This is a genomic window from Streptomyces sp. NPDC043952, assembly GCF_056435325.1.
This window is the reverse complement of record NZ_JBWKES010000019.1, coordinates 110,005-121,339: the sequence shown is the minus strand read 5'-3', so window position 1 is coordinate 121,339 and position 11,335 is coordinate 110,005. Positions and strand designations below refer to the sequence as shown.

Sequence of the window (11,335 nt, the reverse complement as noted above, 5' to 3'; positions counted from 1 at the left end):
GGCGGGCGGCTCGTCGCCACGGCCCCCCCCCCCCCCCCCCCCCCCCCCCCCCCCCCCCCCCCCCCCCCCCCCCCCCCCCCCCCCCCCCCGCGACCGCGGTACCCGGACCCGTCGAGTACTCAGACCCGCTGGCGTTTCCTCCTGCCCAGCGTCGCCATGTAGAGCGAGTCGACCACGGCGACGATGATGATCGCGGCCACCAGCTGGAAGATGTGGCGGCTCCAGTCGATGCCTCGGGTTTCGCGGACGTTCAGCGCGGCGGCGATCGCGTTGCCCGCGATGGCGCCCAGCATGCCGCAGAGAGTGGTCAGCCAGAGGGGGCTGTGCTGCCTGCCCGGAATGACCGCCTTGGCGATCACGCCCAGCACGAATCCCACGATGATCGCCCACAACCAGCCCATGGCTGCCTCCTCGTCCGGATCGACGTGAGCTTTACGCCAGTGTCGGCCGGGGCCTCCCGGCGCGCATGTCGGGTTCCGCCGCACGGCAGAGGGCGTTGCCGCAGGCAGCGGGCGACCCGGTCTCGTCGGCCGGGTGGACGCGGCGTACCGTAAGACCCGTGAAGGCGATGCGGAAGCAGCACGGCGACGGCGGCCAGGTGTTCCGGATCACCGGCGCCCGGACCGGTCTCGCCGAGGACGTGCGCGGCCGGCAGCGGCGGTACGTCATCTCGATGGGGATCCGTACGGTCGCGGTGATCCTCGCGGCCACCTTGTGGAATGTCGAACGGCCCTTCGCCATCGTGGCGTTGGTGGCCGGGGCGATCCTGCCCTATATCGCCGTGGTGATCGCGAACGCGGGGCGTGAGCGGCCGCCCTCCCTGCCCTCGACGTTCGTCACCGCGCCCGTGCGCCCGGTGATCGGGCCGCCGCGCGGCGAGGACGAGCAGCCCCCGCGTGATCAGGGCTGACGCGAAGGCAGTGGACGCCGGTCACACCGGATGCTCAAGAAAAGCTCAGAATCAATCACGCAGTTCCGGTGCCGGGCGACGGGTCTGCCGTGACATACTGCGTAAGCGCTCCGCATCCCCCGTCGGAGCGACGGACCGACGCCGGGCAGCTCCCCCCGTGGCTGCTCGGCGTCGCCTCGTTCTGCACCCGATCTGGTGAGACGAATCAGTGAGTGACGAGACCCCCATCTGCTCCGCCAAGGGCTGCCGCACCGCCGCCGTGTGGGTGCTGGCCTGGAACAATCCGAAGATCCACACGCCGGAGCGGCGCAAGACCTGGCTCGCCTGCGAGGAGCACCGCGAGCATCTGTCGACGTTCCTGGGTGTACGGGGGTTCCTGAAGGACGTCGTGCGGCTCGACGAGTGGGAGCGGCAGAGCGGGAGTTGACGCCCGCGGGCGGTCCGGGCACCGGCCCCTATGCCGCCCCCGTCGTCGTCCCCGTTGCCGCCGCGCTCAGCCGCCGATCGCCGACATCGGGCGGTCCGGCTGGACGAAGGACGGGTCGTCCAGGCCCGCGCCCGCCTTCTTGCCCCACATCGCCACGCGCCACAGGCGGGCGATCTCCTCGTCGGGCGCGCCGGAGCGCAGGGCGCCGCGCAGGTCGGTCTCCTCGGTGGCGAACAGACAGGTGCGTATCTGGCCGTCGGCGGTCAGCCGGGTGCGGTCGCAGGCCGCGCAGAACGGGCGGGTGACCGAGGCGATCACCCCGACCCGGTACGGGCCGCCGTCCACCAGCCAGCGCTCCGCCGGTGCCGAGCCGCGCTCGCCGGCGTCCTCGGGGGTGAGGTCGAAGCGGGTGCGCAGGGAGGCGAGGATGTCGCCCGCGGTGACCATGCCCTCGCGCTTCCAGCCGTGCTGGGGGTCCAGGGGCATCTGCTCGATGAACCGCAGCTCGTAGTCGTGTGCGATGGCCCAGGCCAGCAGGTCGGGGGCTTCGTCCTCATTGAGCCCCGGCATCAGCACGGTGTTGACCTTGACGGGGGTGAGGCCGGCCGCGCGGGCGGCGCGGAGTCCTTCGAGGACGTCCTTGTGGCGGTCGCGGCGGGTGAGGGTCTTGAAGACATCGGGGCGCAGGGTGTCCAGGGAGACGTTGACCCGGTCCAGGCCCGCCGTCTTCAGGGCGGCGGCGGTGCGGCCGAGGCCGATGCCGTTGGTGGTGAGGGACATCCGCGGGCGCGGGGCGAGGGCCGCGACGCGCTCGACGATGCCGACCAGGCCGGGGCGCAGCAGGGGTTCGCCGCCGGTGAAGCGGACCTCCTCGACGCCGAGCAGGCGCACCGCGATGTCGATGAGGCGGACGATCTCGTCGTCACTGAGCAGGTCGGGCTTGGCCAGCCACTGCAAGCCCTCCTCGGGCATGCAGTACGTGCAGCGCAGATTGCACCGGTCGGTCAGCGAGACCCTCAGGTCGGTGGCCACGCGGCCGTACGTGTCGATGAGCACGTGGGCCCCCTCCCTCGTCCATCGGTGATGTTTTCCCTGTCATCTGCGAGCCTACGTGACGCCACTGACAGCGGCACCGGCCCGATCGAACGAGGTGTCCGGCGGCCGCGTCGTAGGACCGTACAGGCCGCGGCCGCCGTACGACGGTCGTATGCGGGTCAGTGCGCGCCGGTCCCGGTCAGGGAGCGCACCTCCAGTTCCGCGTACTTGCCGGCGTCCGGCACCTCCTTCGACAGCAGGGTGCCCAGGGCGCCGAGCAGGAATCCGACGGGGATGGAGACGATGCCGGGGTTCTCCAGCGGGAACCAGTGGAAGTCGGTGCCGGGGAACATCGAGGCCGGGCTGCCGGAGACCACCGGGGAGAACAGCACGAGGCCGACCGCGGTGGCCAGGCCGCCGTAGATCGACCACAGGGCGCCGGCGGTGGTGAAGCGCTTCCAGAAGAGGCTGTAGAGGATGGTCGGCAGGTTTGCGGAGGCGGCGACGGCGAAGGCGAGCGCCACCAGCCCCGCCACGTTGAGGTCGCGGGCCAGGGCGCCGAGGACGATGGAGACCGCGCCGATGCCGACGCTCGCCCAGCGGGCCGCGCCCAGTTCCTGCCGTTCGGTGGCGCGTCCCTTCTTGATGACGTTCGCGTAGATGTCGTGTGCGAAGGAGGAGGACGAGGCGAGGGTGAGGCCGGCGACGACGGCGAGGATGGTGGCGAAGGCGACGGCGGAGATGGTGGCGAGCAGGACTGCGCCCCAGGTGGAGTCGGTCCCGCCGAGGTGCAGGGCGAGGAGCGGGGCGGCGGTGTTGCCCGCCTTGTTGGAGGCGGTGATCTCGGCGGGTTTGATCAGCGCGGCGGCGCCGAAGCCGAGGGCGAGGGTCATCAGGTAGAAGACGCCGATCAGGCCGATGGCCCAGATCACCGACTGTCGGGCGGCCTTGGCGGTGGGCACCGTGTAGAAGCGGATCAGGATGTGCGGCAGGCCCGCGGTGCCGAGGACCAGGGCGAGGCCGAGGGAGAGGAAGTCCAGCTTGGTGGTGCCGGTGGCGCCGTACTTCAGGCCGGGCCGCAGGAACGACGCGCCCTTGCCGCTGTTGTGGGCGGCCCGGCCGAGCAGGTCGGAGACGTCGAAGTGGAACTTCACCAGGACCAGGAAGGTCAGCAGGACGGCGCCGGTCATCAGCAGCACCGCCTTGACCATCTGGACCCAGGTGGTGCCCTTCATGCCGCCGATGGTGACGTAGACGATCATCAGGACGCCGACCAGGGCGACGATGCCGATCTTGCCCAGGTCGCTGGTGATGCCGAGGAGCAGGGAGACCAGGACGCCCGCGCCGGCCATCTGGGCGAGCAGGTAGAAGATCGACACCACGATGGTGGACACGCCGGCGGCCGTGCGCACGGGGCGCTGGCGCATCCGGTAGGCGAGCACGTCGCCCATCGTGTAGCGACCGCAGTTGCGCAGCGGTTCGGCGACCAGGAGCAGCGCGACGAGCCAGGCGACCAGGAAGCCGATGGAGTAGAGGAAGCCGTCGTAGCCGAACAGGGCGATGGCGCCGGCGATGCCGAGGAAGGACGCGGCGGACATGTAGTCGCCGGAGACGGCGAGGCCGTTCTGGAAGCCGGTGAACTGGCGCCCGCCCGCGTAGAAGTCGGCGGCGTCCCTGGTCTGGCGGCCCGCCCATGCGGTGATGACGAGGGTGGCGGCGACGAAGACGGCGAACAGGGTGACGATCAGCGTCCGGTGCTCGCTCGCCTCGCCTGCGGCCAGCAGGGCGCGGTGGGTCAGGGGGCTCATTCGGCGGCCTCCGTACAGGGCTTGGCGCCCTCCATGAGGGACTCGGTGCCTTCCATGCGGGACTTGATGGCCCGCGCCTTCGGGTCGAGCACGGCCGCGGCGTGCCGGGCGTACCACCAGGCGATGAGGAAGGTGGTGAGGAACTGGGCGAGGCCGAGGACCAGGGCGACGTCGAGGTTGCCCAGGACCCTGGTGCCCATGAAGTTCCCGGCGTAGTTGGAGAGCAGGACGTACAGCAGGTACCAGGCGATGAAGACGACGGTCAGCGGGAAGGCGAACGAGCGGTGTGCGCGGCGCAGTTCGGCGAAGTCCGCGCTGCGCTGCACCTCGGCGAACTCCTCGGTGGCGGGCAGGCCGGTCTTCGGGGTGGCGGGGGGCGGTGTCTCGGTGGCCACGGGTTCTCCTCGCGGGTGCGGTCGGGCAGGGCGGCCGGGGCTCGATGGTGCTAGCGCTCTTGGCCCGGGTCCACGGCGCCACGCGCAGGCGGATTCAAGTCCTACGAGTTCTTTCGCAAGCGATCCGCAAGCGATCTGATTGAGTCATTGCCAAGTCATTGCCGGTCATAGAGAGGACGGGTTAGGTTCCGCCTGCACCACTCGTCATGTACCTGCCCGAGCGCCGATCGGTGTTCGGGCAGCCCCTGTATCCGGATGAAGTGGAGAACCCATGGCTCGTCTGCGCCCCGGACGCCGGCCCGCGCTCGCCGTGCCGGCCGTGCTCTCGCTGACCGCCTCGCTCGGCTTCCTGCCCGCCACGGCCTCGGCCGCGCCCGCCCCGGCCACCACGGCGACGGCACGAGCGGCAGCGGGGACCCCGGCGGCGGCCGGCCCCGCCCTGTCGTACGTGGTCAACACCCGCACGGACCGCCGTACGCTCGCCTCGGTGCGCCGGGAGATCGGCCGCAACGGCGGGACACTGGTGGCCGGTTACGACCGGATCGGCGTGCTCGTCGCGCACTCCGCGAACCCGGACTTCGCCCGGCTGATCCGCGCGGTGCCCGGCGTGGCCTCGGCCGGTGCCACCCGGCACACCCCGCTGGCCTCCGCGTCCACCGCCGACATGGGCACGCCGCAGGTGCTCGGCGGCGCGCAGGCGGCCGCGGCCGGCGCGGCGGCGACCGGGGACCAGGACCCGCTGGAACCGCTCCAGTGGGACCTGCCCGCCATCAAGGCGGACAAGGCGCACGAGAAGACGCTGGGCAGCCCGAGGGTCACGGTCGGGGTCATCGACACCGGCGTGGACGACACCCACCCGGACATCGCGCCCAACTTCGACCGCGCCGCCTCCGTCAACTGCGTGTCGGGCAAGCCGGACACGACCGACGGGGCCTGGCGGCCCAGCGCCTCGGAGAGCCCGCACGGCACGCATGTGGCCGGCGAGATCGCGGCGGCGCGCAACGGTGTCGGCATGACGGGCGTGGCGCCGGGCGTGAAGGTGGCCGGCATCAAGGTGGCCAATCCGGACAGCTACTTCTACGCCGAGTCCGTGGTCTGCGGCTTCGTCTGGGCGGCCGAGCACCACGTGGACGTGACCAACAACAGCTATTTCACCGACCCCTGGTACTTCAACTGCACCACCGACTTGGACCAGAAGGCGCTGGTGGACGCCGTCGACCGGGCCTCGCGGTACGCGGAGCGGCGGGGCACGGTCAACATCGCGGCGGCGGGCAACGAGAATTACGACCTGGCCGCCCGCTCGATCACCGACCCGCAGTCGCCGAACGACGGCACCGCGTCGGACCGGGTGATCGACCCGCGCCGCTGCTTCGACATCCCGACCCAGCTGCCGGGTGTCGTGACGGTCGCGGCGACCGGCGCGAAGGGCCTGAAGGCGTCGTACTCCAACTACGGCCGGGGCGTCATCGACATCGCCGCGCCCGGCGGTGACTCGACGGCCTACCAGAAGCCGGCGCCCCCGGCGACCAGCGGTCTCATCCTGGGCACGCTGCCGGGCGGCAAGTGGGGCTACATGGCCGGGACGTCCATGGCGACCCCGCATGTGGCCGGTGTCGCCGCATTGATCAAGTCAACCCATCCGTACGCGTCCCCTGCTCTCGTCAAGGCACTGCTGTACGCGGAGGCCGACGCCACGCCGTGCACGGACCCGTACGACATCGACGGCGACGGCAAGGTCGACGCGGTGTGCCAGGGCCCGGCGAACCGCAACGGCTTCTACGGCCGGGGCATGGCCGACGCGCTGGCCGCGGTGACCGATTAGCGCCTCGTACGGGCGGGAGGTCCGCACGGTCCCGGCCGCCCGCCCGTACGGCGTAATCCGGCCGCCGCACGCACATCGACACGCCGCCGCACGCACAGCGGCACCGGGTCCACCATGGGGATTGATTGAATCAATAGTGCATAGTGCAGTCATGACGGATATCGCGTTCGCATGGACCGCGCTGGGCGGCGACCCCGCCCTGCTCCCTCGGGTGACGACGGTGGAGCGCCCCGGCCTCCTCGCGGCCCGCCTTCCCGTACGGCGGCTCGCGCGTGCCTGCGTCGGCGCGTGCGCCCTGGCCGCCGCCGAGCTGGCGGCCCGCCGGACCGGACGCGGCGAGGTGCCCGGAGTCCGGGTCGACGACGGCGCCGTGGCGGCGGCGTTCCACAGTGAGCGGCTGCTGCGGGTGGACGGGCGGGCGCCGGTCTCCTTCGCGCCGCTGTCGCGGTTCTGGCGCACGTCCGACGGCTGGGTGCGCACCCACGCCAACTACCCGCACCACCGGGCCCGGTTGCTCGACGCGCTGGGCCTGCCCGCGGACGCCGCGCCCGAGGCCGTGGCCGCCCAGCTCGCCGAGCGCACCGCGCGCGGGACCGAGGAGACGGTCACCGCCGCCGGGGGGCTCGCGGTGGCCCTGCGCACCCCGGCCCAGTGGCGGGCGACCGAACAGGCCGGCCAGGTGGCCGCCCGCCCGCTGGTGGAGCGCTCCCTGCTCGGCGCGGCCGCCGGGCGCCCGCTCCCGCCGCTCGACCCGGCCGCCGGGACGCTGCTGCCCGCCGCCGGGGTGCGCGTCCTGGACCTGACGCGGGTGCTCGCGGGCCCGGTCGCCACCCGCACCCTGGCCCTGCTGGGCGCGGACGTGCTGCGGGTGGACGCGCCCTGGCTGCCCGAACTCCCCGACCAGCACGCCGACACCGACTTCGGCAAGCGCTCCGCCACCCTGGACCTGGGCGCGCGAGGCGACACCCTGGAGGAGCTGCTGACCGGGGCGGACGTCGTGGTCACCGGCTACCGGCCGGGCGCGCTCGACCGCTTCGGCCTCTCCCCCGAGGTGCTGGCCGAGCGGCACCCCGGTCTGGTGGTGGCGCAGGTGTCGGCGTGGGGCGCGTACGGGCCCTGGCGGGGGCGGCGCGGCTTCGACAGCCTGGTGCAGGTCGCCACCGGCATCGCGGCGATCGAGGGTTCGGCGGAGGAGCCCGGCGCGCTGCCCGCGCAGGCCCTGGACCACGGCACCGGCTATCTGCTGGCGGCGGCCGTCCTGCGGGCGCTGACCGAGCGGTCGTACGACGGTGTGGGCCGCACGGCCCGGCTGGCGCTGGCCCGCACGGCGCTCTGGCTGATGGACGGGGTGCCGGGCGACGCCCCGCAGGACCGCGAGGCGGAGGATGCCGCGCACGGCTCCCCGGACGCCTGGCTCGCCGAGACCGGCAGTGCCCTCGGCCGGCTGCGGCACGCCCTGTCCCCGGTGAACTTCGCGGGCGGGCCCACCGCTTGGGCCCGGCCGCCGGCGCCCTGGGGCTCGGACCGCGCCGCCTGGGCGTGAGGCAGCGGCCCTCCGGGCGAGCGGAGCCGCCTCGACGTGCGGCCGGGGCGGCTCGACGTGCGGCCGGGGCGCGTGGGCCTGCGGCCGGGGCGCCTGAGCGTGCGGCCGGGGGCACTAAGACATGAGGGGCGGTCATTTCGCCGTGCAGATGGGCCGCTTGAGGCCGAAGTGCAGGACGGTCAGACGCCGACCGCTCCCAGCAGGCTACCCGCCGCGTACGTGACCGCCATCGCCAGCGCCCCGCCCCCCACGTTGCGCAGCACCGCCCGCCGGGGGGCGGCGGCGCCGAGGCGGGCGCTGGTCCAGCCGGTGAGGACGAGCGCGGCCAGCACGGAGACCACGGTCACCGGCAGCCGCCAGCCGGCCGGGGGCAGCACGATGGCCAGCAGCGGCAGCAGGGCGCCCACGGTGAAGGCGAGGAAACTCGCCCAGGCCGCGTGCCACGGGTTGGTCAACTCGTCGGGGTCGATGCCCAGCTCCACACTGGCGTGGGCGCGCAGCGCGTCCCGCTCGGTGAGCTGCTCGGCGGCCTCGCGGGCCACCTCCTCGGACAGCCCGCGCGCCTGGAGCATGTCGGTCAGCTCGCGCAGTTCGGCCTCGGGTTGCTCGCGCAGTTCCCGTTTCTCCACGGCCAGCGCGGCCAGCTCGGAGTCGCGCTGGGTGGAGACGGAGACGTACTCGCCCGCCGCCATCGACATCGATCCGGCGAGCAGTCCGGCCAGGCCCGCGGTGAGCAGGGCGGCGCGGCTCCCGGTCGCCCCGGCCACGCCGACGACGAGGCCGGCCGTGGAGACGATGCCGTCGTTCGCGCCCAGTACGGCGGCGCGCAGCCAGTTCAGCCGCGAGCCGAGCGCGCCGCCGTGGTTCTCCTCGTGCCTGGGTTCCGTCACAGCAGGGAGGATCGCACCCGCGGGCCTGCCCGCGCCGCCGCGACGCTCCAGCCGGTGACAACGGGCCCGGCGGTAAGGGCCGTTCGGCACGGGCGGGTTCCGGACCGGTACCCGCCCGTGCCGGACCGGGGGCCCTGCGGGGCGGAGATGTCGGTGGTGGCCCGTATCCTCAATGACCATGCTCGAAGACCGTGCGACCGCAGTGTCCTCCCCCACCCAGTGGCCGGCCGCGTATCCCCGGGGATACGCGGTCGTTGACGTGGAGACCACCGGCCTGGCCCGGCACGACCGGATCATCTCCGCCGCCGTCTACCGGCTGGACGCGCGCGGCGAGGTCGAGGACCACTGGTACACCCTGGTCAATCCGGAGCGCGATCCGGGGCCCGTGTGGATACACGGTCTGACGAGCGAGGTGCTGGAGGGCGCGCCGCTGTTCGCGGACATCGCCGAGGAGTTCGCGGCCCGCCTGGACGGCCGGGTGCTGGTCGCGCACAACGCGGTCTTCGACTGGCAGATGATCGCACGGGAGTACGCGCGCGCCGAGCGCCTCGCACCGGTGCGGCAGCGGCTGTGCACCATCGCGCTGTCGAAGGAGCTGGGGCTGCCGCTGCCCAACCACAAGCTGGAGTCGCTCGCCGCGCACTTCGGTGTGGTGCAGCAGCGGGCGCACCACGCGCTGGACGACGCGCGGGTGCTCGCGGAGGCGTTCCGGCCCAGCCTGCGGGCCGCGGCGGCGGGCGGCGTACGGCTGCCGCTGCTGGAGTGCCGCCCGCTGACGGAGTGGTCCGACACCCCGGTGCCCCGGCAGTCCTCCGGCGGCTACGGCGGCTACCGGGCGGGCAGTTGGCGCCCCGCCCGCAAAAGGCCCGCATGCCCCTATCCCAACCCAGGTCGCTATGAAGACGGCAAACCGCTCAAACAGGGCATGCGGGTGGCGTTCTCCGGTGACACCTCGACCGAGCGGGAGCTGCTGGAGGACCGGGCGACCGAATGCGGGCTGCATGTGGCGTCCAGCATCTCCCGGCTGACCAGCCTCCTGGTGACCAACGACCCCGACTCGGGCACCTCCAAGACGGTCAAGGCACGGCAGTTCGGCACGCCCGTCGTGGACGAGGCGGCGTTCGGGCAACTGCTGCGGGATGTCGAGCCCGCGGACGAGTAGGACCGCGGGCGGGTAAGGCGGGTGCCGCGGACAGGCGGGACCGGCGCCACGGACGGGTGAGGGCGATGCCACGGACGGGTGAGAGCGGCGCCGCGGAGGCGTGACGCGGACCTCACGGACGGGTGATCGTACGAAAGGGTGATTGACGCACGACTCACCCGGCGGCCGCTCGCCCGGATCCTCCCGACGGCTCACCCTGTGGCGCATGGCGAGATGCGAAGTTTGCGGCAATGACTACGGGATGACCTTCGAGGTCCACGCGCAGGGCGCGGTCCATGTCTTCGACTGCTTCTCCTGTGCGATCCACCGCATGGCCCCGATCTGCGAACACTGCCGGGTGCAGATCATCGGGCAGGGCGTGGAGGTGGAGGGCCACTGGTACTGCGGCGCGCACTGCGCCCGCGCGGAGGGCCGTACGGGCGTCGTCGACCGGGTGTGAGCCCGCGGACGTACGGCACCGGGTGTGACCCGGTACCCGCCTGAATGCACCCCGCGGCCCGGATGTACCGTCGTGGGGTGCATCGCTACCGCTTCCTGTTGTCCCTCCAGTGGGTCATCCTCACCATCGTCGCGATCGCGTTGATCCCGACGATGATCAAGCTGGGTTTCTGGCAGAAGCACCGCTACGAGGAGCGCACCGCGCGCAACGACCTCGTCTCCTCCGCGCTGCACGCCAAGCCGGTCCCCGTCGAGCGGCTGTCCTCGCCCGGACACGCCGTGACCCGGACCGAGAGGTACCGCACGGTCACCGCGACCGGCACCTTCGACACCGCGAAGACGGAGGTGGTCCGGCGCCGGACCAACGCCGACGGCGATGTCGGCTACCACGTCCTCACCCCGTTCGTCCTCACCGACGGCAAGGTGCTGATGGTCAACCGCGGCTGGATCGCCTCGGGCGCGTCCCAGACCGCCTTCCCGAAGATCCCCGCGCCGCCCGCGGGACGGACCACCATCAGCGGGCGCCTGATGGCCGACGAGACCACCGCGGCCAGCGGCATCAAGAACCTCAAGGGCCTGCCCGACCGGCAGATCATGCTGATCAACAGCACCGAGGAGGCGCACCGGCTCGGCGTGCCGGTGCTCGGCGGCTACATGGAGCAGACGGCGCCCGCGCCCAAGGGCGGCTCCCCGGAGCAGATCTCCGACCCCGGCACCGAGGACGCCCCGCTGAACTACGCGTACATGATCCAGTGGTGGCTGTTCGCGGCGGCCGTCCCGGTCGGCTGGTGGTTCCTGCTCCGCCGGGAGGTCCGGGACCAGGAGGAGGCCGCGGCGGCGCCGCAGCCGCAGGAGGGCGAACCGGCCGCGGTCTGAGGGCACGGGCGCGCGGCGTTGTTTTCACT

12 protein-coding genes are annotated in these 11,335 nt (G+C 72.8%); 7 read left to right on the top strand and 5 right to left on the bottom strand.

The window, feature by feature from the left end:
- Nucleotides 1–119: 119 nt before the first annotated feature.
- Entirely contained in the window at nt 120–401 is a 282-nt protein-coding gene (locus tag AC069R_RS22340) for a GlsB/YeaQ/YmgE family stress response membrane protein (protein WP_478768555.1), read from the bottom strand.
- A 167-nt stretch (nt 402–568) separates the two neighbouring features.
- On the opposite strand from AC069R_RS22340, the gene AC069R_RS22335 reads away from it, so the two are divergent.
- Entirely contained in the window at nt 569–910 is a 342-nt protein-coding gene (locus AC069R_RS22335) for a DUF3099 domain-containing protein (protein ID WP_478768585.1), read from the top strand.
- A 208-nt stretch (nt 911–1,118) separates the two neighbouring features.
- Nucleotides 1,119–1,337 (top strand): hypothetical protein, encoded by a 219-nt coding sequence (locus AC069R_RS22330; protein WP_397986618.1) that lies wholly within the window; start codon nt 1,119–1,121, stop codon nt 1,335–1,337.
- Nucleotides 1,338–1,403: 66 nt separating this feature from the next.
- Here the strand turns inward: AC069R_RS22330 and moaA are convergent, their stop codons facing one another.
- The 3 genes from moaA to AC069R_RS22315 form a co-directional block, all read right to left on the bottom strand.
- Nucleotides 1,404–2,393, bottom strand: a complete 990-nt coding sequence (gene moaA, locus AC069R_RS22325) for a GTP 3',8-cyclase MoaA (RefSeq protein WP_478768554.1) — start codon at nt 2,391–2,393, stop codon at nt 1,404–1,406.
- Between the two features lie 158 nt (nt 2,394–2,551).
- On the bottom strand, nt 2,552–4,180 hold the full coding sequence (locus tag AC069R_RS22320; protein WP_478768553.1) for a solute symporter family protein: 1,629 nt from the start codon (nt 4,178–4,180) through the stop codon (nt 2,552–2,554).
- The gene (locus AC069R_RS22315) at nt 4,177–4,575 is read right to left on the bottom strand and encodes a DUF485 domain-containing protein (protein ID WP_478768552.1); all 399 of its coding nucleotides are present in this window, start codon (nt 4,573–4,575) and stop codon (nt 4,177–4,179) included. Before AC069R_RS22315 ends, AC069R_RS22320 begins: the two co-directional genes overlap by 4 nt.
- A gap of 271 nt (nt 4,576–4,846) precedes the next feature.
- Between AC069R_RS22315 and AC069R_RS22310 the strand changes: the two genes are divergently transcribed.
- Together AC069R_RS22310 and AC069R_RS22305 are read left to right on the top strand one after the other, a co-directional pair.
- The gene (locus AC069R_RS22310) at nt 4,847–6,397 is read left to right on the top strand and encodes a S8 family peptidase (protein WP_478768551.1); all 1,551 of its coding nucleotides are present in this window, start codon (nt 4,847–4,849) and stop codon (nt 6,395–6,397) included.
- Between the two features lie 151 nt (nt 6,398–6,548).
- Entirely contained in the window at nt 6,549–7,940 is a 1,392-nt protein-coding gene (locus AC069R_RS22305) for a CoA transferase (RefSeq protein WP_478768550.1), read from the top strand.
- A gap of 179 nt (nt 7,941–8,119) precedes the next feature.
- Here AC069R_RS22305 and AC069R_RS22300 read toward each other — a convergent pair whose 3' ends face one another.
- Nucleotides 8,120–8,830, bottom strand: coding sequence for a VIT1/CCC1 transporter family protein (locus AC069R_RS22300; protein ID WP_478768549.1), 711 nt, complete (start codon nt 8,828–8,830; stop codon nt 8,120–8,122).
- Between the two features lie 178 nt (nt 8,831–9,008).
- Between AC069R_RS22300 and AC069R_RS22295 the strand changes: the two genes are divergently transcribed.
- The 3 genes from AC069R_RS22295 (at nt 9,009) to AC069R_RS22285 (ending at nt 11,306) form a co-directional block, all read left to right on the top strand.
- Complete coding sequence (locus tag AC069R_RS22295) at nt 9,009–9,992, top strand: DEDDh family exonuclease (RefSeq protein WP_478768548.1); 984 nt, start codon at nt 9,009–9,011, stop codon at nt 9,990–9,992.
- A 205-nt stretch (nt 9,993–10,197) separates the two neighbouring features.
- The gene (locus AC069R_RS22290; RefSeq protein WP_020939201.1) at nt 10,198–10,431 is read left to right on the top strand and encodes a hypothetical protein; all 234 of its coding nucleotides are present in this window, start codon (nt 10,198–10,200) and stop codon (nt 10,429–10,431) included.
- Nucleotides 10,432–10,508: 77 nt separating this feature from the next.
- On the top strand, nt 10,509–11,306 hold the full coding sequence (locus AC069R_RS22285) for an SURF1 family cytochrome oxidase biogenesis protein (protein WP_478768547.1): 798 nt from the start codon (nt 10,509–10,511) through the stop codon (nt 11,304–11,306).
- Nucleotides 11,307–11,335 lie beyond the last annotated feature (29 nt).